The following is a 16545-nucleotide window of genomic DNA, read 5'->3' on the forward strand; positions in this document are numbered from 1 at the left end:
CCGCTGTGACCGAGCCCGCCCGATCCTGGCCGCGCCTGCTCGCGGCCCTCCTCGCCGGACGCGACCTGACCGCCGGCGACACCCGCTGGGCGATGCGGCAGGTCATGGACGACGCGGCCGCCCCGGCCGAACTCGCCGGTTTCCTCACCGCCCTGCGCGCCAAAGGCGAAAGCGCTCCGGAACTCACCGGCCTGCTGGACGCCCTGATGGAACGCGTCGTGCCGCTGCCCGGCATCAACGGCGCCGACGTGGTCGACGTCGTCGGCACCGGCGGCGACGGCGCGCACACCGTCAACGTCTCGACGATGTCGGCGATCGTCGTCGCCGCCACCGGAGCCCCGGTCGTCAAACACGGCGGCCGTTCGGTGTCCTCCAAGGCCGGGTCCGCCGACGTCCTCGAAGCCCTCGGCCTGCCCCTGACCCTCACCCCCGCCCAGGTCGCCGCCTGCGTGACCGAGACGGGGATCGGGTTCACCTTCGCCCCGGTCTTCCACCACGGTCTGCGGCACGCCGCTCCGGTCCGCAGAGCGCTCGGGGTGCCGACCGCGATCAACTACCTCGCCCCGCTCACCAACCCCGCCGGTCCCGCGACCGCGCTCGTCGGCTGCTCCAGCCACGTGCTCGCCCCCCACCTTGCGACGGTCCTCGCCGCCCGGGGCACCCGCGCGTGGGTCGCGCGCGGCGAGGACGGCCTCGACGAGATCACCTGCGCCGCCCCCACCCGCCTGTGGATCGCCGGCCCGCACACGGTGCGCGAAACGGTCCTGGACACCGCCGGCTTCGGCCTCGCCCGCGCCGGAGCGGACGCGCTGCGCGGCGGTGACGCCGCCTACAACGCCACCGCCGTCCACCGCGTCCTCGGAGCAGAACGGGGCGCCGCCCGGGACGCCGTCCTCGCCAACGCCGCCGGAGCCCTCGCCGCCCGCACCCCCGACGCCGACCCGCGCGACGCGTTCGCCCACGGCCTGGACACCGCCCGGGCCGCCATCGACACCGGAGCCGCCGCCACCGTGCTGGACCAGTGGATCAAGCTCGCCCAGTCCCTCACCGGCCACCCGGCCTGACCGGCCGGTCACCGTGCCGTCCCGTCGTTCAGCTGCGGCACCTGCCGCGCCCACCCGCGCACCGCTCCCCAGCGCCGCGCCGGATCCGGCGCGCGCAGGTCCCGCATCAGACGGGTGAAGTCCCGCTCCCGCCCGCCGCCCGATCGCACCGGCGACCCGGTCATCTCCGCAGAAGCGGGGCAGGCGGACCGCACCGCCGCCACCGGCGGCCCCAGCACCCCCGAACCCCGCCCGACACCGCTCGCGCCCCGGCAGGCCGCGGCGACCAGCGCAACCCGTTCCTGCCAGGGAAGGAACACCGCCAGCTCCCGCACCACGTCCGCGCCGTCGTCGCTGGTGTGCACCATCGTCAGGATCCGGTTCTCACTCCCGGCCACCGACCGCAGCGAGTCCCCCGCCCGACCGGCCGGGTCGTTGCCGCCCTTCAGCCGGGTCAGCCGCTCGGCCGGCCGGCCCCCGGGGTGCCCGTAGAGCACCAGCAGTCCCGGCCCCAGCTCCGCCACCGCGTCCAGCAGCAGCAGCCGCTCCGCCGTGGCCCGTTTCAGCTGCCACCACCACAGCCCCCGCACTCCCGCCCGGTCCAGCACGACCGGCCGCGCCGCCCGGACGACGAACCCGTCCTCCTCGATCCGCACGAGCACCCGCTCCAGCCCGCCGGACGCCACCAGATCCGGCCGCAGCCACACCAGCCCGGTCTCCGTCGCGAACGTGTACGCGCCCGCCTCGCCCAGCAGCCCGCACAGCGACGCCCACCCCTCCCGCACGAAGGGATCGAGGCCGTAGACGGCGTGCTTGTCCGTACTGTTCGTCAGCCGCTCCAGCGCCGGGGCTTGTAAGTCGGCCCACACCGCCTCCGTGTTCACGGTCGCGCTGCTCGAAGTCATCACCACGCCCGTCCTCCCCTCCGGCCGGTCCCGGCCTGGACCACACCCAGGCGCCCGGGCCAAACCCGGTGCCGAGCGCGGACACCAGAACACAGCGCCCGCGCGCCGCACGGCACCCGGCCGGGCGTGAACGTCGTGAACATCCCGGCCGGCGTGCGAAGCGCCGAGAACACGCCCCACCCCCACGCCGCCCGCGCGTTCACCGGTCCGCTTCCGCGGACCGGCGCACCACCGGACCTCTGCTTCCCTCGGAGATGACCTGTCGTCACCGCGCCTCCCTCACCTGGTCGCAGCCCCGCCGCAGCGGCTGAACGAGTCCCCGGCCGGCGCACCGCAGCACACGGCGGCCCGGACGGCCCCCGCCTTCCGGGGCTGCCCCGCCTTCCCGGCCGGGGGACTCACAGGAAACCGCCGGACCCGCTGCGGCAGGAGGGCACACGAGGGGGCATACACATCGCAGAGAGGCTGCGCTCCGTGGGCCCCTGCCTCTACGCTCGAAACCCGGACGGGGAAACGACCGACCACCGGGGCGCCGCCTCGTGAGAGGGGTCCGAGATGCCCGCGGAACACCGCCGGCCCAGGAATCCGAACCGCGACCTCGAACAGCTCCTCGACGCCGCCGCCATGAGCAGAAAAGGACTCGCCAAACGGGTCAACGACCTCAGCGCACTGGCCGGAACTCCACGGGGATACACCCATACGAGTGCTTCGAACTGGATAGACCGCGGGATGATCCCCCGCCCGCCCGTGCCCGCCCTGATCGCCGCCACGCTGGGGGAACGGCTCGGGCGCCGGGTCACCCTCCACGAGATCGGCATGGGCGCGCCGGACACCTCGGGCCCGGACATCGGATTGGATTTTCCCCGGGACCCCGAAGAAGCACTCCGCAACGCCGCCCAGTATTGGAGCACCGTGGACCGCCGAACCCTCCTCACCCGCAGCGGCCCCTTCGCCGTCGCCGCGTTCACCAGCCCCGTCCACCGGTGGCTCGCCGACCCCGCCGACCCGCCCACAGCGCGAGAGGACGGACGGCGCGTCGGACGCGCCGACCTCGACGAGCTGTGGGACGCAGCCGAGGAAGCCCGCCGCTGGGACTCCAAGTACGGCGGCGGGAACTGGAAATCCAGCTCGGTCCTGGACTGCCTCCAGCACCGCGCAGCCCCCCTGCTCCGCGGCTCCTACACCGAGCACATCGGCGCGGAACTGTGCACCGTCACCTCCGAACTCGCCCGGATCGCGGCCTGGTCAGCCGTCGACATGGGCCAGCACGACGCGGCACAGCGCCACTTCATCCAGGCCCTGCGCCTCGCCCGCAGCGCCGGCGACGTCCAGGCCGGCTCCTACGTGCTGGCCACCATGGCCCTGGCCAGCTTCCTTCGCGGCCACACCGCCGAAGCGATCGACATGGCCGAAGGCGCCTACGAACGGGCCAAGCACCAGGCGGCGCCGCGCGTCCTCGCGTTCGCGAAACTTGCCGCCGCGCGCGCCTACGGCCGCGCCGGGGACGCCAAGCGCGCCATCACCGCCCTGGCGGCCTCGGAGAGGCTGCTGGACTCCATCCAGCTCCACACCCGCGACCCCCAGTGGCTCACCTACCTCACCCACGCCCGGCTCAGCACCGACGCCACCGAGATCCACCACCACCTCGGCAACCCCCAGGCCGCCCTGCGCTGGAGCCGGCAGGCCCTGCCGATGCCCGCCGGCGTCTACACCCGCGCGGTGGGCCTGCGCACCGCGGTCGTCAGCGCCACCCACCTCCAGGCCGGCGACCTCGACCGCGGCCTCGCCCTCGGCGAACGCGCCGTGGACATCCTCGGACAGGTCCGCTCCGCCCGAGCCCACGACTACATCCGCAACATCAACCACGCCCTGCAGCCCTGGCAGAAAGACCAACGCGTCACCGCCTTCCTGACCACGAGCAACCAGGCGCTCGCCGGAGCATGACACCCCAGGCCACCCGGCCAAGACTCCCCCTCCGCCCCCGCCCGTCCGGGAAGGTGAATGAACCCCGTGAAACGCCGCTCCGCCCTCGCCGCCATCAGCGCCGCAGCGCTCGCCCCCCTCGCAGCCGGCACCGCCCCGGCGCACGCCACACCACTGGGCCCCACGGACATCACCGACCTCGAGTCAGCCGTCCACACCTACAGCGCCCAGTACTCCACCCAGCCCCCGCACACCCTGCGGACCGCAGTGGCCGCCCACCGCCGCCACGCCCGCACCCTCCTGCGCGAACGCCGCCATACCCCGCGCCAAGACCGCGAACTGGCCCACCACGCGGGCATGCTCACCGTCACCGCCGCCTGGATCGCCCACGACCACGGCCACCGCCCACTCGTCCAGCAGCTCTGCGACGAGGCCCGCGAACTCGCCGACCGCGCCCGCGCCCCCCAGGTGGCCGCGTGGGCCGAGGACGTCCGCGCCACCGACGCCCTCTACGCCGGACACCCCCGCCACGCGCTCACCGCCATCACCCGCGGCCTCGCCACCGCACCCCGCGACAGCCACGCGGCAATCCGCCTCACCGCCCAGCTCGCCCGCGTCCACGCCCGGCTCGGCAACCGGTCGGCCTTCACCGAAGCAGCCGCCGCAGCGCACCGCCGCCGCGCCGCTCTACCTCTCCACGGCGCCGGGCTCTTCGCCGTCGACGCCGTCCGGATCATCTCCTACGACGCCTCCTCCCATCTCTGGCTCGGCGACCACGAACGCGCCCGCACCGCTGCCACCGAAGCCATCACCCATTACCAGGCCACACCCGGCCCGACCCGCGCGCCGACCCGGCTCGCCATCGCCCAGCTCGACCTCGCCACGGCCCAGACAGCGCTCAGCGAACCCGAAGCAGCCATCGCCACCGCCCGCCAGGCCCTCACCGGCGACCGGACCGTCCAGTCCGTCCGCGGGCGTGCCCGGCAACTCGACGCCCACTTGCACCGGCACCACCCTGGCCTCCCCCTGGTCAGGGACTTCACCGAGGAAGTCCGCGCCCTCGGCGTCTGACAGGGCCGCGCCCGCACCGTGCCCGCACCGGAAGCCCGAGAGGGATTGGGCGCTGCCGGATCCGGGGAATGAAGGGCCATGGCGCCAACAGAAGAACGGGTCCACGAGAACGCGTCCGCTCGGATCTCGCACGCGCAGTACGGGGCATCGCGTACGGACGCGGCACTGTGGGCGGGCGTCTCCGTCCTGATCACGGACACCTCCGGCAGGATCCTCCTGCAGTCCGTCGACTACCGGGACGTCAAGCTCCTGCCCGGCGGGGCCGTCGACCCTGGCGAGCCGCCGTCCCACGCGGCGAGGCGCGAGCTTCTGGAGGAACTCGGGATCGACCAGCCGGTGACCCGCGGGCTCGCCGTCGACTGGGTGCCGTCCACCACCCCCGGCTTCCACCCGGACACCCGATTCCCCGGCGAGATCCTCCACGTCTACGACGGCGGTACCTGGAACGCCGACCGCATCGCGGCGATCCGCCTCCCCGACAGCGAGATCACCGCCGTCCACTGGATCGAACCCGCCGAGCTGAACCGCCACATGGAACCGGGCGACGCCCGCCGGGCCCTGTCCGCCCTCCGCGCCCGGATCGACGGAACGACCGCCCTGCTGGAAGACGGCACGCCGACCACACCCGGGGTCCTGGACCGGCTGGAAGTCCTCCGTACCGCCCGCAAGCCCCAGCGCTGGCCATGGAGAGACAGTCCGATGCCGCCCGGACTGCCCCCGACGCAGTCCTGGGGCTGGCTCTTCGCCCCGGACGGCCGCGCGCTCGTCCTCATCGGCCTCGACACGGGATCCGCCTGCCTGCCCGGCGGAACGCTGGAGCCCGGTGACGGCGGTGATCCGGCGGCGGCGCTCCGCAGGGAAGCCCTTGAGGAGGCCCACGTGGAGACCGGTGAACTGATCGGCCTCGGCCACCTCCACGACGACAGCGCCCCCGGCGGCCGGCCTCGGGCCCGGATCCGGATGGCGGGGCGGATCATGTCCTTCGGCCCTGAACGCCGTGACCCGGTCTCCGGCCATTCCTATGCCCGTCTTCTGGCCACACCCGAGCAGATCCGGGAGCTCTTCGACTGGGGGCCGGAAGGCGTCCGTCAGCTCGACGCTGTCCACACCGGCCGTGAACGGCTCGGCCTGCCCATGGCGGCCCGGCAGCCGTTCACCGAACTCCCGCGGTCCGGGGAGCAGCTGTAGGCCCCTGCATTTCGCCCTCTGTGTCACCAGGTGGGCGATGACACACTGGGAACGCCAACTGCACTGCAGAACAAGAAAGATGCGCTGATGAACGATACTTCCGACATTGCTGCCGTCCGTGCCGGTGGGTGTCACTGCGGGAAGATCCGGTTCACCGCCAGGGGCGTGCCGGACTACCCTCACACCTGCAGTTGCCCCGACTGCCAGAAACGCGGCGGCTGCCCCATGATGTCGTGGGTCGCCTTCCCTCTCGACGGCTTCACCTGGACCGGCCAAAGCGGCGAGCCGAGGTGGTACGACACCTTCCCCGGCGAGACGAAGCGAGGTTTCTGCCCCGACTGCGGCAGCCACGTCGCCGCCCACGACTACGGCGACACCTGGATGGGCGTCAACCTCCCCGCCCTCGACCATCCCGACGGCGACGACCTCGTCCCGGTGAACCAGTCCTTCCGCGACACCGCGGTGACCTGGCTTCCCCAAGTCCCCGACACCCAGCAGCACACCAGCGCCGGCTGACCCCCCGGCCCTGCGAGCCGACCAGCCACCGGACCCGGGCCCGAAGCGCCCTCGCCTGAGCAACCGCGCAAGCACGGCGGGGTCAGAGCTCCCGGAGACGGACGGCGCCCCCGCCGGGGGCCGGCCCGATGCGGGTGTAGAACTCGGTGCCCAAGATCCGCGTCCGGGTTTCCTCGTTCAGGCGGTCCAGGAGGGCGGGCAGCGGCCTCGGCCGCTCCAGCTGACTGCGGTGCGCGCGGACCGCCCGCCACTTCCGTCCCACCTCGGGCGTCACGTCGACCGCCGCGGTAACGTACGCGTCCGGGACGGTCAGCAGGCTCTTCCCCACCCCGGCCAGCAGCGGCGCGAGATCACCGACGCCGGAGTCCGGGTGCGTCGCCGCATACAGCGCGCCCACCGTCCACGGCTCCCCGGCCTCCGGATGGAGGGCGCCGAGAGCGGCGGCTTCGACCGCGAGGACGGTGACCTGGTGGGTGCGCCGGTGGTCAGGATGCCCGGTCATCTGCCCCAGTGCGTCGTGTCCGATGACGATGTCCGGCCGAAATCGCCTGATCTCGGCCACGAGCCGGCCGACCACATCGTCCAGCGGCGCGTCGACCAGCCGGGTACTTCCGGGCGCGGCGTCCGGATTGCGGGCATCGCCGTAGCCGAGCATCCGCGGCGGTCCGGCACCGAGAACGGCGAGCGCGTCGGCGAGTTCGGCGGCGCGGGGGCTGTCCTCGGCCCAGGTGGCGGTGACGACGGCGGTGCGCGCTCCTCGGTCGGCGTGCCGGGCGAGGACGCCGCCGGCGAGCAACGACTCGTCGTCCGGGTGCGCGAACACCCCCAGCACGGACGGGAGCGACGGGGGCGTGGAAGAGGTCACGGTACGGGGTCCTGTCTCGCAGAAGGAGCCGGATGCGGCGGGACGGGAACGCCGGTGAGCTGTTCGGCCCAGGACGCCAGAAGCGACCCGAGGTTCGGGTGGACGCCCCGGGAAGAGGCTTGGAGAAGTTGCCCGAGTGCGACCAGCTCTCCGATACGGCCCTCCGGGGTGTCGAGGATGTGGGCGAACTCGTGCCGGATCCGGGCGGCGACCGCCGGTGTGGGCAGGGAGTATGCATGAAGAATGCCCAGGTCGTAGCCCACGGGAAGGCGGCCCCAACCCTCCCAGTCCAAGATCGTGAGGACTGGGTGGGTGAGGTTCGCCCAGTGCACGTCGGCGTGTCCGGTGGTCCAGGCGGTGACCCTGATGGGCGGGATGCCGAGGAAGCGCTCGAAGTTGCGGTCGATCCAGCTCTGCCGCACTGCCGCCCGCTCCGTCGGCACGCGCGCGAGGATGCCGAGGGCGGCCTTCAGCTCCGCCCACCAGGCGTCCGGCAGCACAAGGCCTCGGTCGAGAACTGGGGTGCCGGAGGTCACGGTTGGGACGGGGATGTACTCGGTGAGTTCGGCCCGGTAGGCGTGGCCGCCATCGGTCCAGTCGAGCACGTCGTGAACACGGGGCCGGGGCACCGACCGCGGCACCAGCGTGTCCGCCAGGACGTTGCCCTCCCACAGCTTCCCGCCCCGCTTGTCCTGCGGGGCGCTCACCACGCGAAGCCAGCGGTTGGCGGCCCGGCGGGACAGGGTGCGGCCCTGCCACCCCCACACCTCCCGCCCCCGCACGGTCACGCCGAGGGTGCGGGCGGCCAGGGCGTGGGCGCGCCGCATCCGTACCCGGTCCGCGTGCTCCTTCGGCGCGGTGAACACTGCCACCGCACTGCCCGGGGTCTCCGCCGGGGTGCTCATGACCGCGCTCCGGGAACGGGCGGCCGGATGCCCGGAGCCGACGGTCCGGTACCGGACCGTTCTCCGGCGGTCGCCGGCTCCGCACCGGAGTACGGGCCACCGGGCGGGGAGCTGGTGGTCCGGGGCGGGGTGCGCAGGGGGTAGTGGCGGGCCGGGGGGTGGTCGATGGGCAGGTCGGGGCGCCACAGGGTCAGGCACTGGGCGCTGGGGATGAACAGGCCGTCCGGGAGGGCGTCGAGGGGGTGCCAGCGCCAGGTGCCGACCTTCTCGCCGGGCTGGTCGGAAGGTTCACCGGACCAGGTGGTGACGAGGGCGGCCACGGTCGCCCGGGGGACGCCGACGGCGGTGTCGAGGAGCAGCCCGAGGAGGTGGACGTCGTCCTCGCGGGCGGTGAGCCCGGTTTCCTCGGCCAGCTCGCGCACCACCGTCCTCTCCAGAGGCTCATCCGGCTCGACCGCGCCACCCGGCAGCTCGATCGCGCCGCTCCGGTGCCGTCCGAGGAGTACCCCGGCCGGGCCGTGGACGATGACCCCGACGCCGAGCGCGGCGTGGGCGACGGGCGGCCGGCCGGTGCGCGGCCGGGACGACACCCGGAGACCGGTCTCCGGCGAGGACGGGGTGGTGAGAGCGACGTGACGGCAGATGAGTTCGAGGGTGGTGGCGGCCATCCGCAGCCGGGGCATCGTCTCCGGCCGGAACCACCGCAGCATGACGCCCTCCGTCAGCCGGAGCCTGTCCGGGTCGCCATCCCAGCGGCCGGTGAAGATCTGGATCGGCACCGTCGTGGTGCCGTCGGCGCCGGTGGCGTACTCGACGGCGAAGGGCTCCAGCGGGCCGGGGTCGAGCCCGGCCTCCTCGCGCAGTTCCCGGCGGACGGTGTCCTCCAGGCTCCGGTCACCCGGTTCGCGTCCGCCGCCGAGCAGCGACCACGCGCCCGGCTCCCAGATACCCGGGACGTCGTCCCGCAGATGCAGCAGATACTCGCCTTCGCTGTTGCGGAGGAGGGCGGAGGCGTTCACCGGCAGGAGGCCCCGGGTCATGAGCCCTCCACCGGGAGACGCAGGGGCGGGTCGATGGCGAGCGGGTAGGAGGTGACCGGCGGCAGGCCGGGGATGATCCCGGGCCAGATGGCGTCCAGCGCGTGCGCGGCCGGGGTGAACACCTCACCCGCGGTGTCCAGGGTGTGCGGGGCGTGCCACTCCCACCGTGTGAACAGGGCCGGTTCGAGAAGGGTGGGGGTCCCGGTCCAGGCGGTGACGCGGACCACGGCGGTCAGCCGCGGCACCCCTGCGATGGAGTCGAGGAGCATCGTCACCACGACCGCGTCGTCAGGTGCGGCGACCAGCCCGGTCTCCTCCGCCAGTTCCCGTACCGCCGCGGCGGCGAGACTTTCCGATCCCGTGCTCTTCCCGCCGGGCAGCTCCCACGGGCCTTGGGCGGACCGGCCGAGGAGAACCCGGCCGGTGCTGTCGGTGACCACGGCCAGGGCACCGATCAGGGCGTGCCCGGCAGGTGTGCCCTTCTCCACCGCCCTCGTGCCCGCCGGCCGAGGGCCGCGCAGGATCAGCATGGCGAGCCCGTCCGCGTCCATGCGTTCGGCCGTCTCCCAGCCCTCACTCAGCAGAGCGATCTCGTCCTCGTCGAGCGCGATGTCCCGCCGGTCCTCCGGAACGTCCTCGGCCGTGGGGGTGATGACCACCAGCGCGCCGCCGGGCCGCAGCCGCTCCCCGAACTCGCGCAGCACCCGCGTGCGGTCGTTGAGGAACGGATACACGAGCCGGAGCGTGATCAAGTCGTACCCGTCGAGGTTCAGCCCGGCCGTGTCGTGCTCGATGTCCAGCACAAGCCGGCGCACCCGCCCGTCGCCGGGATGGTCCTCGCGGGCCCTGGTGTGAGCGCTGGCGGCGAAGTCCACGGCGTCCACCCGGTAGCCGACTGAGGCGAGATGGGCGGCCAGCTCACCCGTGCCGCTGCCCACGTCCAACGCCCGCCCACCTCCGGCCGGGGCCGGAACGCGCGCGGCCAGCAGCGCCCGCTCACGCTCACCGAGCGGCCGGAAACCCTCCCTGCGGGCGAAGTGCCCCTCCCACTCGTCCTGTCTCACATAACCCATGGCACTCCTCTTGCTCGGTATGTCCTGGTCGGGGGTCAGGTGGTGCGGCCGGCGCGGAGCCGCACGAGGGTCCGCAGCCCGCGCTCGGCCAGCTCCGGGTCGTGGTGGCGGGCGCCGTACTGGATGCCCGAGACGGCATCCAGCATCGACTCGACCGCGAGGTGCTGCTCCTCCGCACCGGTGAGCGGGCGCCCGTACCCCGCGGTGAACGCCTCGTGCAGATCGGGCCTGTCCGCCCAGGAGTCCGCGAGGCGGACGAAGTCCCGTACCGCCGGGCCTTCCTGGGCACGCTCGAAATCGACCACCCGGACGGCGTCGCCCTCTCCGAGGAGAAGATTGCGCGGCTGGAGGTCGCCGTGGGTCGGGACCAGGTCGAGGGCGGGCAGCCGGGCGGCCTTCTCCGCCACGGTGCGGATGAACGCCTCGTCCCCGGGGACGAGGCGGGTGCGGGCACCGACGAGGTGCCGCTCCAGCTTGCGCAGCGCCGCCGGGGCACCACCGGTCCCGGGCCGGGGCGGGGCGCTCGCGTGGATCAGGGCGGCGAGGCGTCCGATCCGGTGGAAGACCCGCCGCTCCCGGCCGGGTTCGAGGACGGCGCCGTACAGCGGCCGGCCGGGGACCGCGGTGAAGACGACGGCCCGCAGCCCGGGGTCGGCCGCGACCAGCCGGGGCGCCGCCGCCCCCAGAGCGGGGACCCAGGACCGGTACGCGGCCGTCTCCCGCTCCTGGAAGCGGTCGGACTGGTGCACCTTCACGCACCACGTCCCGCCCGTGGTGGTGCGGGCGCGCCAGACACGGCTGTCTTCCCGGGCCCAGGACAGGTCCGTCCAGGAGGTGACGCGGCCGACCGCCCGCTCGGCGAACTCCCGCACCGCCGGCGCAGGGCCGCCCGGCTCCGGGGAGCCGATCGCTTCCAGCCGGTCCGCGTCCGGGTCGTAGACGATCGCGTCGATGGGATCCTGGAAATGGACCGCCAGCGGGGCGCCAATCCGGTAGGCGTCGAGTCCGGCGCGGCAGTACGCGACCATCGGCACGGGCAGGGCGTCCAGCGGATACCAGCCCATCGCGTCGCACACGGCCAGCTCCCGCACCGCCGGAACGCCCTCCCACCGCCGCACTTCGAACAGCACCCCGATCCGGGAGCCGCCGTGCGGAGCGCGGTGATGGACGGTGACCGCCGCGCGCACATCCTCGCGGGCGATGACCACGCCCGTCTCCTCGGCCGCTTCGCGGATCACCGCGGTCACGACGTCCTCGTGCGGCCCGTCGAGCTTCCCGGACGGAAGATGCCACAGCCCCGCGGCGTACACCGTTCCGGCCCGTCGGGACAGCAGCACCTCCGGACCGAGGGCGGTGTCGCGGCGCAGGACCAGATGGACATCGACCGGCTCCCGGTACACCCCCGTCACCATCCCAGCTCCGTGCAGGCGCGGCCGGCGGCGATGCCGTCGATCGCCGCGCGGGTGTAGGGGACGAGGTCGTCCGGGAGCGCTTCGCGCGGCCACCACTCCCAGACGGTGGTGCACTCAGGCTCCATGACCTGCGGCTCCCCCTCCCAGCGCCGGGCGCGGAAGAAGAGCTGGAGCCGGGGCGCGGCACCCGGGGCGCCGGGCATGTGGACGGTGTGCACCAGAGTGAGGTCGGCGGGGTCGATGGTGAGTCCGGCTTCTTCGCGGGCTTCGCGGACCACGCAGTGCCGTACCGGTTCGCCGTCGTCGACGTGCCCGGCCAAGGTGTGAAGCAGGTCCGCGCCGAAGGCGGCGTCCGGGTGGCGCCTGCCCAGCAAGACGTGGCCGTCGCGCTCCAGATAGAGGTGCCCGCCGACGATGTGGAGCGCGGTCCTCGGCCGGCCGGGGGCCGGCGCGGCCGAGGGCCAAGGCCCGGGCCCCGTACCTGGCTGGGCCTGGTGGAGGTCGATGACCTCCTTCGTCCACGGACACATCGTCAGCCACCGCATCGTGGCGGCGTCGAACCAGCGGTACATGATCCCTTCGGTGACGGGGATCGTGTCGGCGTTCCCGTCCCAGGTGCCGAGGTAGACCTGGATCCGGCTCCTGGTGCGGCCGTCGGGTGCGAGGGTCTCGACCACGGTGAACGGCACGAGGTCCTTGAAGGCCAGTCCGGTCTCCTCCATCAGCTCCCGCTCGACCGCGCGCCGGGACGGCTCTCCCTCCTTCCGGTTTCCGCCCGGGATGCTCCAGGTTCCGGGGTCGCAGATCCACGGCTTGTTGGCGTCGCGCAGATGCAGCAGATACTGACCGGCCGGGTTGACCAGCAGCGCAGCGGTGCCGAGGGGTTCAAGGGAATCGTCGGACACGGGGTTGCCTCCTCCAGGGGGATGAACGTACGGACGGGGTGGTGGTCACGGGCGCGCCTTCTCCACCGCGGCGGCCTGCCCGCCGGGCAGGGGCATCGCGGCCAGGTACCGGACGGGCGAGCACCACAGGACCAGGACGGGCACGGCCGACACCACGACGCCCGCGGTGAGCACCGCCGGGACGCTTGACACGGCCACGAGGGCCCCGGCGGCGAGGGCGGCGAACGGTCTGGTGCCGGTGATGAGCCAGGTCGAGGTCTGCTGCGCGCGGCCCTGGAGCGTGGGAGGGCAGATCGCCTGCCGTACGGAACGCTGCGTGCAGCCGGCGCACGCCGCCCCCGCCATGTGCACGGCCCCGGCGGCGGCCAGAACTGCGATCCAACCCGGCCCCGAGTGGGCCAGCAGCAGCGGCAGGTGCGCGAGCGGACAGAGGGCGAACCCGGCCAGCAGCACCCGCCCCGGTTGGTGGCGTGCGACGAGCCGGGGCGCGGCCAGCGCCCCCGCGAACGCCCCCAGCGCGGACACCCCCATGATCACCCCGAGGCCGGTCGTCCCCATGTCCAGCGCGGTGAGGAGGTGGTAGGCCCAGAAGGTGGAGACGAGCCCGGCGCCGGCGCTCGTGATCACGAGGGCGAGGACGAGGATGCGGGCGAGCGGGGTGCGGGCGGTGTAGGTGAGGCCCTCGCCGATCTCCTGGACCAGGGACCGGCGTTCGGCCGGGGGCGGTCCGGGTGCGGGGCGCAGTCGGGTGGCGCACCACGCCCCCACCAGGTAGGAGACGGTGTCGGCGATCAGTGAGCGGGCGGGGCCGAGGGCCGCGACGAGCGCCGTACCGAGGTAGGTGCCCGCGCTGTCCGCGACGGCGAACGTCGCCCCGACCTGCGCGTTGGCCCGGTGCAGTTCGCCGGGGGCGGCGAGCTGGGGGACGAGGGCGATGGCGGCGGCCTGGTGGAGTACCCCGGCCGACCCCGTGGCCACCGTGACCGCGTACAGCACCCCCATCGACAGGGCGTCGAGCGCGGCGGCGACCGGAACGGCGGTGACCGCGCCGGCCGCCGTGAGGTCGGACCAGATCATCAGATGCTTTTTCGACGTGCGGTCGGCGATCACCCCGGCGGGCAGGGCCAGGACGAACGCGGGCAGATGGTTGAGGGCGGCGAGGACGGCGACCTGGCCGGGTGTGGCGTCCAGGTGGAGGATGGCGAGCGCCGGGAGCGCGACGGCGGACACCGCGCTCCCGGCGAGGCTCGCCGATTCACCCCACAGGTAGGCGGTGAACCCGCGCCCGGGGGGCGGTGCGGCGGCGGCCTGGTGTGTCACCGGTGGGCTTCTTCCGCGAAGGTGCCCACCCGGGGCGGGATTCGGGGTTCCGGGATCACGTTTCCTCCGCCCCGGCCGGTGCTCCCTGATATCCGGACGCTTGAAGGGCGAACATCTGCGCGTATTCGCCCCGCTTCTTCATCAGCTCGGCATGTGAGCCCGACTCCACGATCTTCCCGCCGTCGAAGACGTAGATCCGGTCGCATTCGACGACGGAGGCGAGCCGGTGGGAGATGAGGACGGTGATCTGCCCGGGCCGCCGGGTGCCGCTGAGGACGGCCTGGTACACCGCGTGCTCGGCGCGGGGGTCCATGCTGGCGGTCGGCTCGTCGAGGAGGAGGACGGGCGCCTGTTTGTAGAGGCCGCGGGCGACCGCGATCTTGGCCCACTGGCCTGCGGAGAGTTCCTGGCCGCCCGCGAACCGTTTGGACAGCAGCGCCTTCCAGGTGCCGGGCAGGGAGGCGATGACGGTGTCGGCGCCGGACGCGACGGCCGCAGCGTGGGCTTGTGCGGGCTCGGCGGTGGTGATCGTGCCCCGGGAGACGGCGATGTTCGCCAGCGCGGTGAAGGGCAGGTGGATCGGGTCCTGGAGGACCATGGCAACCTGCTGGTGGAGCTGGACCGGGTCCAGTTCGCGCGCGTCCGTCCCGTTCCAGGACACGGTGCCGGCCGTCGGGTCGTACAGCCCGGCGATCAGTTTCGCGCAGGTCGACTTGCCGGACCCGTTGGCGCCGACGAACGCGATCGTCTCCCCGGCCCGGAGGGTGAGGTTGATGCCGTCGAGGGCGGGGGTGTCCTTGCCGGGGTAGGCGAAGGTGACCTCGTCGAGCCGGATCTCCTCCACTTCCTGCGGGGCGGGGAGACCGCCGGTACGGGGCAGCCGGGTGCGGCAATGGGCCTGCACGGCTTGCAGGTCCGACACCCACAGCGCGTTCTCGAACACGAGATGAGCGAGATTGACGAACGTCGTCAAGGACGCGCGGCCGGACTGGATGGCCAGGACAGCCCCGGCGCCGACCGCGAGGGGGATCCAGCCGTCCAGCAGCATCAGGCACAGTGCCGTGTAGGTGAGCCCGGCGCCCAGCCCGCCGAAGGCGCGCCCGGCGAGGGTGACGCGGGCCGCGCTGACCCCGAGCCGGGTGTCCTCGGAGGCGATCTTCTCCGCGATCCGCCGGTGCTCGTCCAGCAGCGCGTCCTGGGAGGTGGTCGAGCGCAGCTCGGCGGCGGAGTCCTGGTCGAGCAGCAACCAGGTGAACACCCGCAATCGGCGCTGCATCGCGTTCCACCTCATGTAGGAGTGGAAGCGGTCCCGGGCCGAGCGTACGGCGGCGGCGCCGACGGGGAGGACGGACAGGGGGAGCATGAGGATCAGCAGGGGGTGGAGCACGGCGAGAACGCCCGCGGTGGCGACGATGTCCAGAGCGGCGGCGGCGACCGCGACGACGTTCCCGACGATCTGCCGCGCGTAGAACAGGCCCCGGTCGGAGGCGCGGTGGACGGCGTCGTGCCACTCGGGGTCCTCGACGGCCTCCAGCCGCACCCGCCCGGCCAGCGAGTAGAACTCCGACTCCAGCGTGATACGGATCTTCGGTGTGAGCCGCGCCTCGGTGGCGGCGACCCCGGCCTCCAGCAGCGCCCGCAGCGACAGCAGGGCGACGACGAGGCCCAGCTGGGGGACCGCGGCGCGGATCCGGTCGGGCGTGGGCCCCGCCCCGAACAGTTCGCGCAGGACACCGACCGAGGCCACCAGCCCGAACGCGGCCATCGCCGCCGACGCGAGCTGGAGAACGACCACCAGCACGGTGGCACGGCGGTCGGCACGCCACGCCAGAGCGCCGACCTGCCGCACGATCTGCGGCAGCCGGCCGAGGATCTGACCGACGCTCGCCTTCGCGGACGCCCCGTCATGGAGCGCCCAGAACGCCGTCGTCATCCCGTCCGTCACATCGCCGTCGTCGTCCGGGCCGGCGGGAACCCGCGACGGCGGCAGGCCCAGCCCCTTGGAGCCCCGCGGGCCGGGAACGGTGCTGTTCACCACGCTCTCGCTCACCGGCGGGCTCCCTCGGCCGCCACGCCCTGACGTTCTGTTCCTGCTCGGTTCGTGGACTCCACGTATTGCTCCTGGTCCGGTGCGGGATGGGTGTGACGGGCGGTCTCCGGGGTCGGGGGATACCGCTGGTGCGGCGGCATCCGGAACAACGAGACGGGGACCTGTTTCGAACACACGTGTTTCGGTCGGCAACCTCTTCCGGCGGTGCTGGGGAGCACGGTGCCGGGGGTGTCCGGGGCCGTGTCCCGCCTGGTCCGCATGGAGAGGGGGAGTTGGCCGAAACGCCGTTCTTGCGGGCCGGGTCCCGGCGCGGTGCCAGCAGGCCGGTG

The 16545-nt window shown here is 73.5% G+C and carries 14 protein-coding genes; 5 read left to right on the plus strand and 9 right to left on the minus strand.

Annotation, left to right across the window (positions count from 1 at the left end; translation table 11 throughout):
- The first annotated feature begins 5 nt into the window (after nt 1-5).
- Nucleotides 6-1064: an anthranilate phosphoribosyltransferase gene (gene trpD, locus ABT354_RS19405; protein WP_351495304.1), complete on the plus strand. Its 1059-nt coding sequence runs from the start codon at nt 6-8 to the stop codon at nt 1062-1064.
- A gap of 8 nt (nt 1065-1072) precedes the next feature.
- Here the strand turns inward: trpD and ABT354_RS19410 are convergent, their stop codons facing one another.
- Nucleotides 1073-1948, minus strand: coding sequence for a nucleoside-diphosphate kinase (locus ABT354_RS19410; RefSeq protein ID WP_351495306.1), 876 nt, complete (start codon nt 1946-1948; stop codon nt 1073-1075).
- A gap of 555 nt (nt 1949-2503) precedes the next feature.
- Here ABT354_RS19410 and ABT354_RS19415 point away from each other — a divergent pair.
- The 4 genes from ABT354_RS19415 (at nt 2504) to ABT354_RS19430 (ending at nt 6646) form a co-directional block, all read left to right on the plus strand.
- Nucleotides 2504-3892 (plus strand): tetratricopeptide repeat protein, encoded by a 1389-nt coding sequence (locus ABT354_RS19415; protein ID WP_351495308.1) that lies wholly within the window; start codon nt 2504-2506, stop codon nt 3890-3892.
- Nucleotides 3893-3949: 57 nt separating this feature from the next.
- Complete coding sequence (locus ABT354_RS19420) at nt 3950-4942, plus strand: tetratricopeptide repeat protein (RefSeq protein WP_351495310.1); 993 nt, start codon at nt 3950-3952, stop codon at nt 4940-4942.
- 78 nt (nt 4943-5020) lie between these two features.
- Entirely contained in the window at nt 5021-6130 is a 1110-nt protein-coding gene (locus ABT354_RS19425) for an NUDIX hydrolase (protein WP_351495312.1), read from the plus strand.
- An 87-nt stretch (nt 6131-6217) separates the two neighbouring features.
- On the plus strand, nt 6218-6646 hold the full coding sequence (locus ABT354_RS19430) for a GFA family protein (protein ID WP_351495691.1): 429 nt from the start codon (nt 6218-6220) through the stop codon (nt 6644-6646).
- A gap of 82 nt (nt 6647-6728) precedes the next feature.
- Here the strand turns inward: ABT354_RS19430 and ABT354_RS19435 are convergent, their stop codons facing one another.
- From ABT354_RS19435 to ABT354_RS19470, 8 genes are read right to left on the minus strand one after another with little or no spacing between them, the layout of a single operon-like run.
- Entirely contained in the window at nt 6729-7511 is a 783-nt protein-coding gene (locus tag ABT354_RS19435) for a PIG-L deacetylase family protein (protein WP_351495314.1), read from the minus strand.
- Entirely contained in the window at nt 7508-8416 is a 909-nt protein-coding gene (locus tag ABT354_RS19440) for a hypothetical protein (RefSeq protein WP_351495316.1), read from the minus strand. Before ABT354_RS19440 ends, ABT354_RS19435 begins: the two co-directional genes overlap by 4 nt.
- A complete protein-coding gene (locus ABT354_RS19445; protein ID WP_351495318.1) occupies nt 8413-9456 on the minus strand; it encodes an NUDIX domain-containing protein in 1044 nt (347 codons plus the stop codon). The genes ABT354_RS19440 and ABT354_RS19445 overlap by 4 nt, the downstream gene beginning before the upstream one ends.
- A complete protein-coding gene (locus tag ABT354_RS19450) occupies nt 9453-10529 on the minus strand; it encodes an NUDIX domain-containing protein (protein ID WP_351495320.1) in 1077 nt (358 codons plus the stop codon). Before ABT354_RS19450 ends, ABT354_RS19445 begins: the two co-directional genes overlap by 4 nt.
- Nucleotides 10530-10564: 35 nt before the next feature.
- Entirely contained in the window at nt 10565-11941 is a 1377-nt protein-coding gene (locus ABT354_RS19455) for a phosphotransferase (RefSeq protein ID WP_351495322.1), read from the minus strand.
- A complete protein-coding gene (locus ABT354_RS19460) occupies nt 11935-12846 on the minus strand; it encodes an NUDIX hydrolase (RefSeq protein WP_351495324.1) in 912 nt (303 codons plus the stop codon). Before ABT354_RS19460 ends, ABT354_RS19455 begins: the two co-directional genes overlap by 7 nt.
- Before the next feature lie 45 nt (nt 12847-12891).
- The gene (locus ABT354_RS19465; RefSeq protein WP_351495326.1) at nt 12892-14166 is read right to left on the minus strand and encodes an MFS transporter; all 1275 of its coding nucleotides are present in this window, start codon (nt 14164-14166) and stop codon (nt 12892-12894) included.
- 55 nt (nt 14167-14221) lie between these two features.
- A complete protein-coding gene (locus ABT354_RS19470) occupies nt 14222-16216 on the minus strand; it encodes an ABC transporter ATP-binding protein (protein ID WP_351495328.1) in 1995 nt (664 codons plus the stop codon).
- Between the last annotated feature and the right edge of the window lie 329 nt (nt 16217-16545).

It is taken from the genome of Streptomyces sp. NPDC000594, from assembly GCF_040299965.1.
GTDB lineage: Bacteria > Actinomycetota > Actinomycetes > Streptomycetales > Streptomycetaceae > Streptomyces.

Excerpts from the sequence above, each read along its gene's own strand:
- ABT354_RS19410 (WP_351495306.1), bottom strand. The coding sequence starts at position 1,948 with ATGACTTCGAGCAGCGCGACCGTGAACACGGAGGCGGTGTGGGCCGAC.
- ABT354_RS19415 (WP_351495308.1), top strand. The coding sequence starts at position 2,504 with ATGCCCGCGGAACACCGCCGGCCCAGGAATCCGAACCGCGACCTCGAA.
- ABT354_RS19420 (WP_351495310.1), top strand. The coding sequence starts at position 3,950 with ATGAACCCCGTGAAACGCCGCTCCGCCCTCGCCGCCATCAGCGCCGCA.
- ABT354_RS19425 (WP_351495312.1), top strand. The coding sequence starts at position 5,021 with ATGGCGCCAACAGAAGAACGGGTCCACGAGAACGCGTCCGCTCGGATC.
- ABT354_RS19430 (WP_351495691.1), top strand. The coding sequence starts at position 6,218 with ATGAACGATACTTCCGACATTGCTGCCGTCCGTGCCGGTGGGTGTCAC.
- ABT354_RS19440 (WP_351495316.1), bottom strand. The coding sequence starts at position 8,416 with ATGAGCACCCCGGCGGAGACCCCGGGCAGTGCGGTGGCAGTGTTCACC.
- ABT354_RS19445 (WP_351495318.1), bottom strand. The coding sequence starts at position 9,456 with ATGACCCGGGGCCTCCTGCCGGTGAACGCCTCCGCCCTCCTCCGCAAC.
- ABT354_RS19450 (WP_351495320.1), bottom strand. The coding sequence starts at position 10,529 with ATGGGTTATGTGAGACAGGACGAGTGGGAGGGGCACTTCGCCCGCAGG.
- ABT354_RS19455 (WP_351495322.1), bottom strand. The coding sequence starts at position 11,941 with ATGGTGACGGGGGTGTACCGGGAGCCGGTCGATGTCCATCTGGTCCTG.